Genomic DNA, 15,106 nt, shown 5'->3' on the forward strand with positions numbered 1-15,106 from the left:
TGCTCATTATCTTCTATATCTTTCGATCATATCCTCCCACTGACAGCCTGCTTTCAAATGCACTCTGTTCTAATGGTTTATCATACAGATAGCCCTGTGCATGGTTACAGCCAAGTTCCAGAAGAAATCTTGCCTGCTCCTCCGTCTCAACTCCCTCGGTTATGACATTCAGATTCAACTGTCTTGCCATCTGAATGATACTCTTAATAATGATCTGATCCTGTGTTGAAAATGCCTCATGATTGATAAATGACCGATCGATCTTAATCTCGTTTACCGGGAAATCCCGAAGAACACTCAAGGTCGAACAGCCTGTACCAAAGTCATCAATTGATGTCGCAATACCTGCTTCTGACATATTCTTGATAAAGTCATACAGATCCTTCTGTTCACTCGCTTCTGTCGTCTCTGTTACTTCTATGATGATATACTTTGGATCAATATCATACTCTTTTATGATCCTTATAATTCGTTCCGCCAACATCCGTGGATCATGCCCAACCCCGGAAATATCATTTCTCGATATATTCACAGATATCGGAACAAGCTTATACCCTTTCTCAATCCATTCATTTATAGCCTCACAGACCCGCTTCAGAATATACAGATCCAGATGAATGATAAATCCATTCCTCTCCATGGTCGGAATAAACCGAAATGGTTGTATCACTTCTCCGTTATGAATCCATCTTGCAAGTGCCTCTGTACCTACGATCTGACCTGTCCGGATATCAACCTTCGGCTGATAATACACCTGAAATTCCCGTTTCTCCAACGCCTCAGGAAGCATCTGTTCCATCCGCTGAACATCTACTGTTTCTTCCAGCATCTTGTCCGTTAAAAACGCATACGGAAGCTTGTGCTGTCTGGCATAACTGACGGCAATCGACAAACCATTCATAATATTTCCGGGATCTCTGTCCTTTGCCGTTATCTCATAGGCACCTGCCGCTGCCGCTATATATACCGGAACGACCCGTCCCATATACTTTGCTGTTACCTCAACCTTTTCCAGAAGATGAAGGAACTCTGCCGTTCTGCTTTTCTTGACCAGCGCCATGAAATTATCTCCGCCCAGATGCGCCAGTGTCTCGTCCTCTGCCAGCCATTTTCTGACAGCGACTGCATAACGCTTGATCATCAGATCACCTTCTGCACCACCATACTTATAGCTGAGCAGTCCAAAGCTTTTCAGGTTAAAATAAAAGCCGTTGTACTGACAGATCGTCTGATCCTGCAAATGCTGCTGTATGATCCTGACAAAGCCTGCACTGTTAGGGAGCATCGTGATCAGATTACAATACGAATATTCTCTTGTCTTACGGATCAGTCTGGATCTCGTCACATGAAGATATAAAACCTCAAGGAGAAGAGCTATATCTTCTTTTTCTTCCTCGCTCCATTCTACATTTTCATATGGGAATGCCGTAAGCTCACAATATCCGTTTTCTACCGCTTGAAATGTCTTCTGATATTTGCCTTTCTCGGAATACAAGCCATCCCCGGCATAGAATACATCATGACGATCTTCATCCTGTACAGATTTGATATTTGCCTCAATGTGCAAATGTCCCGCTACCCTGCCGATCTTAAGCCGCTCAGCCAGAGGTTCGATCGCCTTTTTGAATCCATCAAATGTATTCTCAAACTGTAGTAATTCCTGTACATACAGTTCTATATCTTTTTTCTTAATTCTCTCTCTGATATCATCCACTGTCACGGGTGATCCTCCCTCTCATCTTTACTACTCTATACACCACAAAACTATTATTTTACATACAAACAATCATGTGTTTATTATAACATGCTTTTCACTTTTATGGGAAAAAAGATAGTTTTTTGATAGATTTTGAACAGGTTGGAAATCACATGACAGGCGTTATTTCTTATATGACAAATATACAGGTGTTACAATTACCACCATGAAAATAGAATACCTGTAAGCGGTGACAACACGATCATGATCATGGAAAATGTAAAAGATTCCATAGAGATCAATGTTGCCCTCTGTTCCGAAGGGAACATATTCTGAAGTATCGTATTTGTTCTTACCTGTAATGCATCATCACTAAATGCCGCAATAAATCCACCTAATGTCATAATCACATAATTACCAGAATGTTCCACTGCTATACCAAGAAGAACAAGGAATCCGGTTAATACAAATACTGTTCTGTACCGTAAACGATCACACAACAGAATCACCCTTGCTCCAAGGATTCCTCCAAGTTCCATAATAAAGAGTGCCATTCCAAGCAAGGCATTTGGGATTCCACTCTCCGGCAGCTTAGCCTGTAAGAAAAATAACAGTAAAATATCCCCTGCTCCTACCAGCGAATTTACCAACATCAAAACTATTGCTCTCCTTGCATCCTTTAGAAACTGAATACTTTCCCACCAGCAGTCAACCAATGCACGGACAATTGTATTTGCCTTATGATCCCTGTGTTCTCTATGTTCCCATATTCTATTTAAAACAAATATCTGAACCAGACACATTAAAATATCCGTTCCATATGCGGCTCTATAACCAATGTATAACGCAAATCCTGCACACAAAGTTGATATTCCATTACACAAACGGTATATACTCAACTGATCTGATTCATATTTTGCATAATAGGATTCTTCTCCATAGATTTTTAAAGAATCATATGCTAAAGCATCTCCCGATCCTGATGAAAAATTGTAACTCATCGCATGAAGTGCAATAGACAGACATATCGTAAACAAATTCCCTGATGCGATCATAACAACATTTGCAATCATTCGTAAAATACTGCTCACAATCAACATATTTTTTCTTCCAAATACATCCGCAAATATTCCTGACGGTATCTCAAAAATAATGCTGGTTACATGAAAGACCGTTTCCACAAAACCTATTTCGACCAAACTATATCCTCTGGCAGCCAATATTGCCACCCAAGCCCCTGTTAAAGATAAATTTCCAAGGACGGATGATGTGTATAAATATCCTATTTGTTTTCTAATTGTGTTCATAAAAAAATCTCCTTATCTATTTTTCTTAAATGGATAAGGAGATAGTGTACTTTTTTATTACGTTTTATATCATTGTTCTGATATATGACTTGTTCTAAAAAAAGGCGCACTATCCCCGTAAGGAACACATGTATAACCTTTTTTCAGTTGTAGATTTGTCATTTTCCAGAACATAATCTTAATCCTTTCAATATCAACTCATAGAATTGTACGGTTAGGATAGCATATCCTGCCTTCATTTGCAAGGGTATAAAAACTCACTTTATTCGCAGCATTACCGAAAACTGCTTATCTTTTACCTCTGCTGAAACCACATGCCCCAGCTTATCGGCCAGGCATTTTACAACATATAAACCAAGTCCTGCGCCTTCCTCCCGGCGGGAATTGCCACGGTAGAAGGCGTCAAATACATGGTCGATATCGATCTCATTGTCAGCCTCTATGTCATTCGTGAATGTAATGGATACTCCGTCCGCATCCTGTTGTAAGCAGACGCTGATTCTGGTATCCGCATATTTTCTGGCATTAGAAAAGAAATTTGTAAATATCCGGTTCAGCACTTTCTCGTTGCTCTGAACCCAGACTACACTTTCCGGTATGTCAAATGCTGCCTGAATCCCGGACTCCTGAATCCATTCATACTGCTCCAGCACAAGTGCTGTCAAAGTTCTTGCCACATCTATATTCCTGATGTCAATGGCTTCATCCTTTGCCTCTGCATAAGATACCTCAAAAAATGCATCCGACAACACACGGAGATACTCTGTCTTTGCGATCGCGATATCCAGATATTCCATATCCCGGTCGTCTATGCGTCCACCTTTTTTCATCAACTGCAGATATCCTTTTACTGCTGTAAGGGGTGTTCTGAAATCATGAGAAATGCCTGCGATCACATTTTTCAGTCTGGTTCTGTCCTGCTCCAGCGCACGGTTTCTCTCCTTGATCTGATCCGAATAATCATTTAACGCTTTTGCAAGAGCTACGATGTCACGATCAAAATATTCCACATGGATCTCCTGATCCACTCCTCCATGCAAGCGTTTCTGAAGCTTGGCTGCAAATATCCGCATCTGTCTTTTATATTGTATCAAACGTATAAAAAGGACTGCTGCCAGTAAAAGCAACAGTCCTGAAATTATGATATACCATTTATCCATGTATACAAATTCTCCTCAGGCTATCAAAGATCCAACACCCTAATTGAACCATCTTTTCTTATAGCTATTATATGATAACACATATGATTTCTATGTATTCCCGGTCGTCATATTTCTTTATCTTTGTCCGGTTTCCGCCATATATTCACAGATGAGATGATTGATCTCTCTGTCATCTTCAATCACAAGTAGCTTTGGCATATTGTTTCTCCATAAATCGTTAGTTTTTACATCTAAGCTCTACGCACACAACCTCCGGATAATTGAACAGGCGAACCGGAATTATGCTGTTGCCAAGTCCCCTGCTGACTATCATTTCTGTATCTGCGCGGTTATATTTTCCTGATGTGTATTCCGGTAAAAATCCCTGATCGGGTGCAACGATTCCCCCGACAAATGGAAGTCTGATCTGTCCTCCATGTGCATGTCCGGTCAAGACAAGATCAGCTCCGGCATTTGCATAGTTCTGAAGGTACTGTGGCTCATGCGCAAGTACGATGGATAATTCATTTTTCTGCTCCTGAAGCAGATTCTTTAATGTCTCATCACTTAAGTGCTGATCATCTAACCCTGCCAACATAAAAGAGGAATCCCCTTTTTCAATGCAGACGGCTTCATCATCCAGATCACATGCTCCGGCAGCAAGAATCCCCTGCATCATCTGTTCATTTTCCGATGGCTCAAGCCAATATTCATGGTTGCCGGTCACATAATATACCGGTGCGATCTTCACTGCTTCTTTCACAAATGCTACCGCACGTTCCACATTTGTATGATTAGAATCCACCAGATCCCCGGTAATAACAATGATATCCGGCGAACAGCTTCGTATGGTTTCTAACAGCTTCTTATTCTCTTTTCCAAATTCAGCGTTGTGTAGATCCGATATCTGTACGATCCGGTATCCATCGAGATCTGCGCCAAGCTTTTCTGATTCATATGTATATGTGGTAATTACCAGATGCTTATTCTGAAACAGGCAAAACGGAATCAAAATAATGATTATAAGCATCAGAATGATAATCTTTTTGTGTGGTATTTTTTTCATCTTCATCTATTCACGGTCACAAATAACCGCTCCCATCTTTTATCTATCGTCTTTACCCTGCGATACTTCCTGCCTATAATATTTTGATACAAAAAATAACGCACGGCAAATTTTATTCCTCTTATAGGATATAAAATCATTTGTCGTGCGTCAAATAAATAATTATGAATATGATGATAAAAACTGCTTTGTACGTTCCTGCTCCGGATTGTCAAATACCTCTTCCGGTCTGCCCTGCTCAAGTATATATCCATCATCCATGAATATAACCTGACTGGCTACGTCTCTTGCAAATGCCATCTCATGAGTGACAATTATCATCGTTGTCTTTTTATCTGCAAGATTTCTGAGAACCTTCAGCACTTCGCCGGTAAGCTCCGGATCAAGAGCTGATGTCGGTTCATCAAAACACAGGATATCCGGCTGCATAGCAAGTGCTCTTGCGATCGCAACTCGCTGACACTGCCCGCCTGATAACTGATGTGGATAATTGTTCATCCGGTCTCCTAGTCCCATCTGACGCAGAAGATCTTCGCCCTGTACTCTTATCTCATCCAGTATGTTCTTTTTATTTGCCTTATAGTCCGGTCTTTCCTTTGCCAGAAGCTCCCTTGCCAGCATAACATTCTGAAGTGCTGTGTACTGCGGGAACAGATTAAATGACTGAAATACCAGTCCAAAGTGCAACCGTTTCTTCCGAACCTCCGACTCCTTAAGTGTCTCCGGCTTATCCGTATCGAGAAGGATCTCATTATTTACACGGATAATTCCGTTATCCGGCATTTCAAGGAAATTCAGGCAGCGAAGCAATGTAGTCTTACCACTTCCTGATGATCCTATGATCGACAGAACCTCTCCCTGCTCTAATGAGAAGCTGATATCCTTAAGTACATCGGTCTTACCAAACTTCTTTTTTATATGTTCAACCTCTAATATCGCCATACAGCTCCTCCTCTATCTGAAGAAATCCAGTTTCTTCTCTAATTTTCCAAGTAAAACAGTAAGTACACCATTCCAGATCAGATAATAGAATGCGCAGAAGAACAATGGCCATATCGCACCTGAGATTCCCTGTGAACCTTTCATGAACGCCTGTCCTGCCCAGATAATCTCCTGCAACGCAATGATACGTGCAAGTGATGTATCCTTAACCAGCGTAATGATCTCGTTGGACATTGCAGGTACGATCTTCTTTATCATCTGAAGAAGCTTAACCTTGAAGAATATCTGTTTTGGAGTCATACCAAGCACCAGACCTGCTTCCTCCTGTCCAACAGGAATTCCCTGAATTCCTCCACGATATATCTCTGAAAAATAGCAGGCATAATTCACGATGAACGATACCGATGCTGCCACGAATCTTCCGCCTTCGCCACCGCCCCAGATCGGGTTATGGAATACAAGTCCCGGAAAATAATAGATGATAAGCATCTGGATCATCAGAGGTGTGCCTCGAACGATCCACACGATAAATTTCATAAGATAGCTGAGTGGCTTAAACTTTGACATAGAGCCAAATGCTATTAAAAGTCCCAGTGGAAATGCACCAAGCAAGGTCACAAAGAACAATTTTAAAGTTTGAATAAATCCTGTATTAAGCGCCCCAAGTACAATTGGGAGCTGTTCAAAAAACAAATCCATAATAATTTTCTCTCTAAGTAATAATCAAAATAACCGTCTTATAGTCTGTTAATTACTCTGTAAGTGCTGCCTGTACCTTGTACTTCTCTGCACATTTCTCCATAGATCCATCAGCCTTGCTGTCTTTGAAAAACTTGTTAAGCTCTGCTGCAAGATCAGAATCTTTTCTGAAACCTACACCATATTCCTCACTGTTAAGGCCTACTGTATATGTAAGATTTGCATAGCCTGTGCCTTCACCTACCATAGCTGCTGCCATAAGGGAATCGATAATTGCTGCATCAGATGTTCCTGCTGCAACTTCCATAAGTGCATCTGACTGTGCCTTCACTGCTGTATAATTAAGTCCAAGTTCCTTTGCCTGATCTTCTCCGGCACTTCCTGCTTCTACAGCAAATGTAAGTTCCTTAATGCTGTCTACTGTCTGGTACTGATCTGCCTTGTCCTGTGGCACGATTACTACCTGTGCATTGTTGCAGTATGCATCAGAACATGCCATTGAACTTGTAACCTCGTCTGTAAGTGTCATACCGTTCCATACACAGTCGATTGTCTTACCATCAAGCTCCATGATCTTGTTGTCCCAGTCTATCTCTACGAATTCTGCTTTCACGCCGATGCTCTCAGCAAATGCGGATGCCATGTCTGCATCAAATCCAATCCAGTTACCTGAATCGTCTTTGTAATCCATTGGTGCGAAATCTGTAACACCAACAACAAGAGTTCCCTTTTCCTTTACGTATTCCAGATCACTCTTTGAGTCATTTGATGAATCCTTCTTTCCACAGCCAACCATAGAAAGTCCCATTACTGCTACTAAAACCAGTGCTACTAACTTTTTCATGATTATTTCCTCCTGAATATAATTAAAAGATATATGTCTGCCCCTTCCGGGCGCAACACGATAACATAGTAACAGTTTATCATAATAAAGTCAAACGTAATCTTATGGTTTTTATGAATTGTGCTCCAACCACTGTATCCATCTCCCAGTGTCCAAATTCTTCACGGAATAAAACATCATCCGGTCGCTTCTCTATGCTATCTCCCCTAGATGCTCGCTTTTGTACTGCAACCTTTCTTTTTCTTACTTCCTCTAACCGGCAAGTTCTGAATTGTAACATTCAGAAATACTCCCTTGTGAACTACCCATTGACTTAAGACAATGGGTAGTTCACTACAAACTTGCAGACAGAGGAAAACAACTTGTAAAGATAGATAAGTGGTATCCGTCAAGCCAGATCTGTCATTTTTGCGGAGCATTGCACAAGGAAATGAAAAATCTGAACATCAGAGTATTTACCTGTAACTGCGGTTATAAGTGTGACCGTGATCACAATGCAGCCAAAAATATAAGAGATGAAGGAATCAGACTTATCACAGTTCTGAACAAATTTATCAAAAGATACCTTTCCTTTTGTTCGTGAACTACATTGGTAATTGAATTACCGAGGATTCCCGCTTTTTATCCTAAAATGGTTGTATATGAAAGATAATAAACTCCATTATACAGACGTTCTATCTTGCCTTCATCTGTAAGCTTCTTCATCTCCTGTCTCACAGACTCCTTAGATTTTCCAGGAAGTTCTGACAAGAAAATAGGCTCATCCTTTTTGTAATTAGTTATAATGTAATCGTATAACATATAGAACCTCCTTTACTAAATTAGCATATAAACTGCTCATTTAACCTGGGAGTTTTCTCTCTTTATAATAACATGATTTTTTCTTCAATTTGCTTAATTACTTCTTTAAAGACTTCATCATTCTGCCCTGTTGGATCGGGTAAGCCCCAGTTATCATCAAAATCCTTGCCAATATACGGACATCCCACATCACATCCCATTGAAATAGCAATATCAGGTGTCGGAATTTTATCATAAGTTTTACTAAACTGTTTTTCTTCCATATCAATCCCGTATAACTCTTTCATCAGTCTGACCGCATCCTGGTTTATCTGTAGTTTAGTCTCTGTTCCACAGGAATAGCACTCAAAATCATTGCCTCTCAAATGATTGCCCAATGCCTCAGCTATCTGGCTCCTGCATGAATTATGAACACAAACAAACGCGATTTTCTTCTTTTCCATTATCCTCTGACCTCTTTGAGAATCTTAATAACCTCTTCTTTCTTTAATACTTTGCCAATCTTTCCTTTTGTGTTAATGTGGGAGAGTCAATATCTACGGCACTTGCATTTCTTACAAAATCCTCCACATAATTTTCTAAATGCATTTTTTCTATGAAGGTACCACCAGCTACTGCAATCACAAGTCCGAACACAACATATACCACTGCAATTTTTCCGCCATAGGTTTTGGCAATATCGAAGTATTCATTTTGCGGGTCAATAACGATAATCTCATCATTACCGGATAAGAATACGCTGCCCATTTCCATCTTACAGAAGAAGGACTTACCGGAACCCGACACACCGAATACAAATCCGTTACCATTGATAAGCTTCTTACGTTTTCCCACATTGATGTTCTTACCTTCCTTTCTGCGTTACGCTTTCCTCATGGATTTACGCACCACACCAGGAACAACCCGGCCGGTGCCCGGATTGCTCCCTAAAAGGAAGTCAATCAAATAATAATGCTTACACTGACATATACTACTAATAGATTTCCATTGACTATATAACAAAATTTGTGTATAATTTTGTTATCAAAAGGAGGTGTTTATATGCCAACTATTAAATCAAGTGCAGATTTGAGAAACAATTATAATGAAATCTCAACATTCTGCCACACTTATACGGAACCGGTTTTCATCACCAAAAATGGTAAAGGCGACCTTGCTGTCATGAGCATAGAAGCCTATGAGGAAATGACCAGCCGTTTTGAATTATATGGTCTGATAAAAGAAGGACTTGATGATGCTGCCAATGGCAATATCCGTCCATTCTCTGAAGCTATGTCATCTATCAGGGAGAAACGCAAACGATGAATTACAACATTCACATCACAGCCGCCGCTGAAAGAGACTTAATTCGTGCCGCAGACCACATTGAATTTGTTTTGAAGAACCCAAAGGCTGCTGATGACTTACTTGACGAAGCAGAAAAACAGATAAATTCTCTTTCCGATTTTCCTGAGAAATTCCGGTTAGTAGATGATCCTGTTCTTGCTTCATGGGGTATTCGTTTTGTCATAGTAAATGGCTATCTTGCTTTTTACACTATTTCTGAAGAAGAAAACCGAGTTATCGTTGTTCGTTTTCTCTTTCAAAAAAGCAACTGGAATGCCATTCTTCGCCAGGGTTTTTCTCTGGTATAGAGAACCTGAAAACTCATCAGGTTCTCTTTTTTTATCTCGTTGCCTTAAAGATGGCAATTCCTGCCACCGCTGCAACTACTGCTGCAATCATTCCAAGCAGAATGTTTCTCGTCTTTTTCTTCATAGTCTCAAATTCCTCCTTATTCTTAGTCTGGTCAGAAGCTTTTGTATCAACATCCGCTTTGCGGTAAGTCCCATTGCCACAGACTCCTGATAACGGTCAATGTCCTTATTGATTTCAATTACCAATTACCTCACCTCGCCTTCTCCTTTACATAGATTTAGCCGCCTGCGATGTTTTTGGCAAGACATCATGATATTGAATGTGTTCGAGATCAGGGTCACTGCCAGAAAGGTCTTAAAAACCCATTTGAAAAATGTCCATGTCTCGAAATTTGCCAGATTGTTATGCTCGATGATCATGCTCTTGAGCCAATCTGTGATCTGTTCAAGGATACTCTGCATGAGCCGCCTCCTTCCTTACGCAAACACGCCGAACAGCTTCGCCATCCGGGACAGAAGCATGAACAGCTGCGAGAAAAGAGACAGTGCCGATACAGTTGTAGTAAGAAACGCCATAGATTTGTCCTCCTGCAACTGGTCCGGCCTCTCAGCCGGTGCGATTCTAAACTGCGGTTCTGCGTCATACTTCCAACATGTGCACCTGCCGGAGAGCGCAGAAAATAGCCAGGTCTCCAATTTCAATCAGAAACCTGGCTATGTAAAAAGGACGGCTCACCGCCGCCCTCATCGTTAATATTCAGTGCTCAATAGAAAATCTGCAATGTGCATACTCTTAATGCCTTGGTAATTGCCTCCGGCAAATTCATCGGTTCTCAAAACATACTTCGGATAGTTATCCCGGATTTCCAGCAGTCGTTCATACTCACGCTTTTCTGTCTTCTCGGATTTGATCTCCTGCGTGACCTGCACATACAACCGGTCATTTTGCTTCTGCGCCACAAAATCGACCTCACCGTCCGGTGTATAGCCCAGCACACTGTAACGCGAAGCAGTATCGGCAAGATAAAACTTCTCCTGTGTTTTCAGAATCTCCTCCTAATATATAATGACATTTTAGCATCTGCTTCCAATGTTTGCAATGCAAGTCAATAGAAGATTTAGGGGTTCATTTCGTGGTGTGCTATGATGTGCAATTTCGATTCATTTGTAGGTACAGAGGAACTGGGACATCTGGAGATCATTGCCACGATTATCTACCAGCTTACCTGCCGGTTGTCAATCGAAGAGATTAAGGCATCAGGCTTTGACAAATACTATATCGACCATACGCTTGGAATCTGGCCGCAGGCAGCAGGCGGCGTTCCATTTAATGCCTGCGAATTCCAGAGTAAAGGCGATCCGATCACGGATCTTTTCGAAGATATGGCAGCAGAGCAGAAAGCCCGCTCGACTTATGACAATATCCTGCGTCTCCTTTCGTTTGATACTTTTTCATTTCAAAAAAATAACAGCCAGAATGTTATTTCTAGCACTCTGACTGTTATCTGTTATTTAAATCTTACTTTCTAGCACCGCACTTACTGCATTCCTGATGCGTTTTTGCTGGATGATGGATGGTGTCAACCTGAACTTCCTGGTAGTCGAAGTCGTCTGTATCATAGATAGTGACTGCACATCTTCCATGTGGGTCTGGTTCTGGGCAATCTGGAAAACAGCTTGTACAATGCATTGCACACCATCTCTGCTTTGCACATGGGTCTGCCAGCTCATCACACTGTGTGCCATCTGGCCAGTACCAGTGCGTACCAATGTATACTTCCTTTGTCACATATACAGATTCGTCCCAGGCTTCTTTGTCTGTGATTGTTACCCAGTTATGGCGGTGTTTTGCACCTTTTTTCTTTAGCGTCACTACATCCGACCATTTCCCATAACTGGTAGTCTTTCCTCTTTTGCGATATGCACGAACTTTTACCTGATAAGTAGCACTAGCTTTTACTGTCAATTTGTAAGTCGTCTTTTTGATCTTTTTCAGTGTGTATTTTTTCGCACTTTTCGTCTTATAAGCTATCTGGTATCCTGTGACTTTATTTACCTTTTTTACTTTTATTGTGATGGTTTTGTTGCGGTTCGTTCTGGATATGGAACGAATCGTGACTTTGGCAGGTCTTTTCACAGTTGCCGCTTCTGAGGTGTGGGTCGGTACTGTCACCGCAGTTATGACCATTACCATCGTAAGTATGATAGCTATTATTCGTTTTCTGATTGTACTTTGATGATTCATATGATGTCTCCTAAAAGGGTAGTGCATGATTGATAGTTGCTTTTATAATGTAAGAGGCGGCAGCACTTTTTGCTGTCGCCCCTTAGCTGCCTAAAAGCAAAGACAGGCGGGGCTGTCAATAGCGGACGTAGCCCGTTCATTTTACTGTGGACTAATATGTGTTGCATTTTTTTGCTTTCTTAATTCTGTTCCCACTAACACAATAGATAGCACAAACGCTGAAAAATCAGAAACAGGCCCCGCTAGCAATACTCCCATAATTCCGAAACGAAGCGGGAGCAGCAGGGTAAGCGGAATCAACAAAAAGGTCTGCCTTGTTAATGCCAACAGAGCACCTTTTAACGCTTTTCCTATTGCGGTAAAAAAGCTGGAAGAAAGCAACTGCACACCATTTACCAACACCATGAAAAGATAGGTACGCATGAACAAAACAGCAAATTCAAAATACAGCTCGTCCCCGTCTCCGAATAGTGAAATGATAGATTGCGGGAAAAATTGAAATGCGATAAAAGCAATAGTGGAAACAACAAAATTCCACTTTATTGCAAGCATGTAAGTCTCCCGTACCCGATGATATTGCCTTGCTCCATAGTTGAAACCGATAATCGGCTGTGTCCCTTGCGAGATTCCTACAACAATCGCAAGGATTATGGCATTTGTTTTCATAACAATTCCGCAAGCTGCCAAGGGAATATCCGTTCCATATTTTGTTAATGCGCCGTAATAAGTCAACGAATTGTACTGAATGATTTGAATCACGGTAACTGCAATCTGATTTGAGCTGCTGCTTATCCCCATGCTGCAAATTTTCAGGCTTTCTTTAATGTCAAATAAAAACGACTCTTTTTCAAAATGGATTGTTTGGAAACGCCATAGATAACGGAGTGCGAGTATGAAAGAAAAAATTTGCCCAATAACCGTTGCCCAAGCTCCGCCTGCAATTCCCCAATCGCAAACAAAAATAAAAATGGGGTCAAGAATGGTATTGATAATAGCTCCCACAACCATGCAGACCATTGAATACTTTGGTTTTCCATCTGCTCGAATCAAATTGCTCATACCATTCGTTACAATAAGAAACGGCATTCCAATCAATGTTATGCTGGCATACTGCTTTGCATATGGAAATACATCTGTCGTTGCCCCAAATGCCTTTAAGAGCAAAGACAGAAAAGCTTCACCAACCAACAAATAAATAATTCCGAAAATCCCCATCAGAACAATACCATTTCCCGCTGCTTTGGCGGCAGCTTTCGGCTCTTTGCGTCCAAGACAGAGGGAAACACGGGAAGCACTGCCAATTCCAACCAGCAGTGCAATAGCAAGGCAGATGGTAGAGAACGGGTAGGCAACATTGGTTGCTGCATTTCCCAGATAACCGACCCCTTGACCAATAAAAATCTGATCCACAATATTGTAGATTGAGCCGATAAGAGACGCCACAATACTGGGACCAGCAAAATTTTTCAACAGCTTTGGAATTTTTTCATAGCCCAGAGGATTTTCAGTCATTGAACTCCTCCCCCTTTCTCTCTATATGGAGTTCCGATGTGATATTTCTGCCCGCCTGTATTAAGAAATCCATAAAAAGGTTCTGCTCGGATTCGCTCATACCCTGCAATAAAAGAGCTTCTGTCTTTTCGCATATCATCTGTATCTCGTCAATAATAGACAATGCTCTTTCTGTAGGATACAATTTACATGTCCGCTTATCCTTATCATTGGGAGAACGTGTAATCATTCCCTGCTTTTCCAATGTCGCAACCGTCCGTACAATATTGCTTGGATGAACATAGAACATATTCAACAAAGAATCTTGTAGAATACCGGGCGAACGACAGATTTTGATTAAGAACATATATTGACTGTTGTTAATTCCATAGGGAGCAAGTTGCTTGTCCAAATAGATTTTGTAAAATCGGTCTGTTACGGAAAGCCATTTTAATAGTTGCATAGATATATACCTCCAATCAGAACATATTATACATCAATATGCGTGCGCACGCAAGTTTTTTTCTGCCAACAAATATTTCCAAATTAAGGTATTGAATCCTTATCGTGTTTTTGTAGATAGGTATGAGAGGGATTCCGTAGTAGTCGGCATTGTGGGAATGTGTATAACTGGCTGTCTTATGGAGTTGTGGGTAACTCTGTTTGCAGAATGTGGGAAAGCTGCACTTTAGCTTTTCCATGTTCTGTGAATAGAGTTATCCATGATTCCATAGCCTGTTATGCACATTTCCACAATGCTTGTCTTTTGGTCTTTGTTTTCTTTGGTTCGGAATAGTGTGGTGCTGGCGGTCTATCTCTTGTTTTCGGTTGCTTGCTTCTTTACCGTACATGAGCATTGGCACCAGGGTTGTCGTTGCCGTAGCCCTCCAGCAGGTTGATTGCTCCCCAGATACCGAGACCGGCACCCAGTGCGATGACGAGGGTCTGAAGAACAGTTACTGCGCTGTTGAAAAATGCCATAAGCCATGACAACTGATACATTCATAGCGTAACGATATGGACAGGACATTTATTGAGCCCTGTCCTTCTTATATGTTGTATAACGTTTTAATCAGTGCTACAATAAAGAAAATTTGAATTTAACGCACATCTAAAAAACGAGAATTCACAAAAACGTAGCCATAAAATGGTGATGAACGGACGTATAACTTATGAGTAAAAAAGTATTTGTTTTGGTACACGATTACTGGCATCACGATGATTCCATCAAGCCTA

At 41.0% G+C, this 15,106-nt stretch carries 15 protein-coding genes and 4 pseudogenes; 3 read left to right on the forward strand and 16 right to left on the reverse strand.

The features are described from left to right. Window positions 1-13 precede the first annotated feature (13 nt). The 10 genes and pseudogenes from GT641_RS11005 to GT641_RS11055 all read right to left on the reverse strand — a co-directional run. Window positions 14-1,720: a bifunctional diguanylate cyclase/phosphodiesterase gene (locus tag GT641_RS11005; protein WP_008402697.1), complete on the reverse strand. Its 1,707-nt coding sequence runs from the start codon at window positions 1,718-1,720 to the stop codon at window positions 14-16. A 194-nt stretch (window positions 1,721-1,914) separates the two neighbouring features. Continuing rightward, on the reverse strand, window positions 1,915-3,003 hold the full coding sequence (locus GT641_RS11010) for an MFS transporter (RefSeq protein ID WP_008402700.1): 1,089 nt from the start codon (window positions 3,001-3,003) through the stop codon (window positions 1,915-1,917). A 257-nt stretch (window positions 3,004-3,260) separates the two neighbouring features. Continuing rightward, the gene (locus tag GT641_RS11015; RefSeq protein ID WP_008402701.1) at window positions 3,261-4,163 is read right to left on the reverse strand and encodes a HAMP domain-containing sensor histidine kinase; all 903 of its coding nucleotides are present in this window, start codon (window positions 4,161-4,163) and stop codon (window positions 3,261-3,263) included. A 220-nt stretch (window positions 4,164-4,383) separates the two neighbouring features. Further along, window positions 4,384-5,217, reverse strand: a complete 834-nt coding sequence (locus GT641_RS11020) for a metallophosphoesterase (protein WP_021944956.1) — start codon at window positions 5,215-5,217, stop codon at window positions 4,384-4,386. A 156-nt stretch (window positions 5,218-5,373) separates the two neighbouring features. Next, window positions 5,374-6,153, reverse strand: coding sequence for an amino acid ABC transporter ATP-binding protein (locus tag GT641_RS11025; protein WP_021944957.1), 780 nt, complete (start codon window positions 6,151-6,153; stop codon window positions 5,374-5,376). Window positions 6,154-6,165: 12 nt separating this feature from the next. Next, entirely contained in the window at window positions 6,166-6,852 is a 687-nt protein-coding gene (locus GT641_RS11030) for an amino acid ABC transporter permease (RefSeq protein ID WP_117785671.1), read from the reverse strand. A gap of 52 nt (window positions 6,853-6,904) precedes the next feature. Further along, window positions 6,905-7,696 (reverse strand): transporter substrate-binding domain-containing protein, encoded by a 792-nt coding sequence (locus GT641_RS11035; protein ID WP_021944958.1) that lies wholly within the window; start codon window positions 7,694-7,696, stop codon window positions 6,905-6,907. Between the two features lie 621 nt (window positions 7,697-8,317). After that, on the reverse strand, window positions 8,318-8,497 hold the full coding sequence (locus GT641_RS11045; protein WP_161117554.1) for a hypothetical protein: 180 nt from the start codon (window positions 8,495-8,497) through the stop codon (window positions 8,318-8,320). A 62-nt stretch (window positions 8,498-8,559) separates the two neighbouring features. Further along, window positions 8,560-8,940, reverse strand: a complete 381-nt coding sequence (locus tag GT641_RS11050; RefSeq protein WP_161117555.1) for an arsenate reductase ArsC — start codon at window positions 8,938-8,940, stop codon at window positions 8,560-8,562. Between the two features lie 214 nt (window positions 8,941-9,154). Next, window positions 9,155-9,343: pseudogene (locus GT641_RS11055) on the reverse strand (DUF87 domain-containing protein); the annotation flags it as partial. A gap of 195 nt (window positions 9,344-9,538) precedes the next feature. Here GT641_RS11055 and GT641_RS11060 point away from each other — a divergent pair. Then, on the forward strand, window positions 9,539-9,802 hold the full coding sequence (locus GT641_RS11060) for a type II toxin-antitoxin system prevent-host-death family antitoxin (RefSeq protein ID WP_161117556.1): 264 nt from the start codon (window positions 9,539-9,541) through the stop codon (window positions 9,800-9,802). Further along, on the forward strand, window positions 9,799-10,131 hold the full coding sequence (locus GT641_RS11065; protein WP_161117557.1) for a type II toxin-antitoxin system RelE/ParE family toxin: 333 nt from the start codon (window positions 9,799-9,801) through the stop codon (window positions 10,129-10,131). The genes GT641_RS11060 and GT641_RS11065 overlap by 4 nt, the downstream gene beginning before the upstream one ends. Before the next feature lie 306 nt (window positions 10,132-10,437). Here GT641_RS11065 and GT641_RS13010 read toward each other — a convergent pair. Together GT641_RS13010 and GT641_RS11070 are read right to left on the reverse strand one after the other, a co-directional pair. Beyond that, window positions 10,438-10,596, reverse strand: a pseudogene (locus tag GT641_RS13010) (CD0415/CD1112 family protein); the annotation flags it as partial. Window positions 10,597-10,884: 288 nt separating this feature from the next. Next, on the reverse strand, window positions 10,885-11,094 hold the full coding sequence (locus tag GT641_RS11070; RefSeq protein ID WP_243143755.1) for a hypothetical protein: 210 nt from the start codon (window positions 11,092-11,094) through the stop codon (window positions 10,885-10,887). A 183-nt stretch (window positions 11,095-11,277) separates the two neighbouring features. On the opposite strand from GT641_RS11070, the pseudogene GT641_RS11075 reads away from it, so the two are divergent. Continuing rightward, window positions 11,278-11,571 (forward strand): annotated as a pseudogene (locus tag GT641_RS11075) (manganese catalase family protein); the annotation flags it as partial. 82 nt (window positions 11,572-11,653) lie between these two features. On the opposite strand, the gene GT641_RS11080 reads toward GT641_RS11075, so the two are convergent. The 4 genes and pseudogenes from GT641_RS11080 to GT641_RS11095 form a co-directional block, all read right to left on the reverse strand. Further along, window positions 11,654-12,379, reverse strand: coding sequence for a hypothetical protein (locus GT641_RS11080; RefSeq protein WP_161117558.1), 726 nt, complete (start codon window positions 12,377-12,379; stop codon window positions 11,654-11,656). Window positions 12,380-12,520: 141 nt separating this feature from the next. Then, the gene (locus GT641_RS11085) at window positions 12,521-13,891 is read right to left on the reverse strand and encodes an MATE family efflux transporter (RefSeq protein ID WP_161117559.1); all 1,371 of its coding nucleotides are present in this window, start codon (window positions 13,889-13,891) and stop codon (window positions 12,521-12,523) included. Next, on the reverse strand, window positions 13,884-14,333 hold the full coding sequence (locus tag GT641_RS11090) for a MarR family transcriptional regulator (RefSeq protein WP_129900147.1): 450 nt from the start codon (window positions 14,331-14,333) through the stop codon (window positions 13,884-13,886). Before GT641_RS11090 ends, GT641_RS11085 begins: the two co-directional genes overlap by 8 nt. Window positions 14,334-14,728: 395 nt before the next feature. After that, window positions 14,729-14,851: pseudogene (locus GT641_RS11095) on the reverse strand (Maff2 family protein); the annotation flags it as partial. Window positions 14,852-15,106: the final 255 nt, after the last annotated feature.

The organism is Clostridium sp. BIOML-A1, assembly GCF_009874105.1.
In the GTDB taxonomy this organism is placed as follows: domain Bacteria; phylum Bacillota; class Clostridia; order Lachnospirales; family Lachnospiraceae; genus Coprococcus.

Bases quoted from the DNA above. Each gene is read 5' to 3' on its own strand.
- GT641_RS11025 (WP_021944957.1), bottom strand. From the start codon at position 6,153: ATGGCGATATTAGAGGTTGAACATATAAAAAAGAAGTTTGGTAAGACC.
- GT641_RS11060 (WP_161117556.1), top strand. From the start codon at position 9,539: ATGCCAACTATTAAATCAAGTGCAGATTTGAGAAACAATTATAATGAA.
- GT641_RS11080 (WP_161117558.1), bottom strand. From the start codon at position 12,379: ATGAATCATCAAAGTACAATCAGAAAACGAATAATAGCTATCATACTT.
- GT641_RS11020 (WP_021944956.1), bottom strand. From the start codon at position 5,217: ATGAAGATGAAAAAAATACCACACAAAAAGATTATCATTCTGATGCTT.
- GT641_RS11010 (WP_008402700.1), bottom strand. From the start codon at position 3,003: ATGAACACAATTAGAAAACAAATAGGATATTTATACACATCATCCGTC.
- GT641_RS11085 (WP_161117559.1), bottom strand. From the start codon at position 13,891: ATGACTGAAAATCCTCTGGGCTATGAAAAAATTCCAAAGCTGTTGAAA.
- GT641_RS11065 (WP_161117557.1), top strand. From the start codon at position 9,799: ATGAATTACAACATTCACATCACAGCCGCCGCTGAAAGAGACTTAATT.
- GT641_RS11090 (WP_129900147.1), bottom strand. From the start codon at position 14,333: ATGCAACTATTAAAATGGCTTTCCGTAACAGACCGATTTTACAAAATC.
- GT641_RS11035 (WP_021944958.1), bottom strand. From the start codon at position 7,696: ATGAAAAAGTTAGTAGCACTGGTTTTAGTAGCAGTAATGGGACTTTCT.
- GT641_RS11050 (WP_161117555.1), bottom strand. From the start codon at position 8,940: ATGGAAAAGAAGAAAATCGCGTTTGTTTGTGTTCATAATTCATGCAGG.
- GT641_RS11030 (WP_117785671.1), bottom strand. From the start codon at position 6,852: ATGGATTTGTTTTTTGAACAGCTCCCAATTGTACTTGGGGCGCTTAAT.
- GT641_RS11045 (WP_161117554.1), bottom strand. From the start codon at position 8,497: ATGTTATACGATTACATTATAACTAATTACAAAAAGGATGAGCCTATT.
- GT641_RS11015 (WP_008402701.1), bottom strand. From the start codon at position 4,163: ATGGATAAATGGTATATCATAATTTCAGGACTGTTGCTTTTACTGGCA.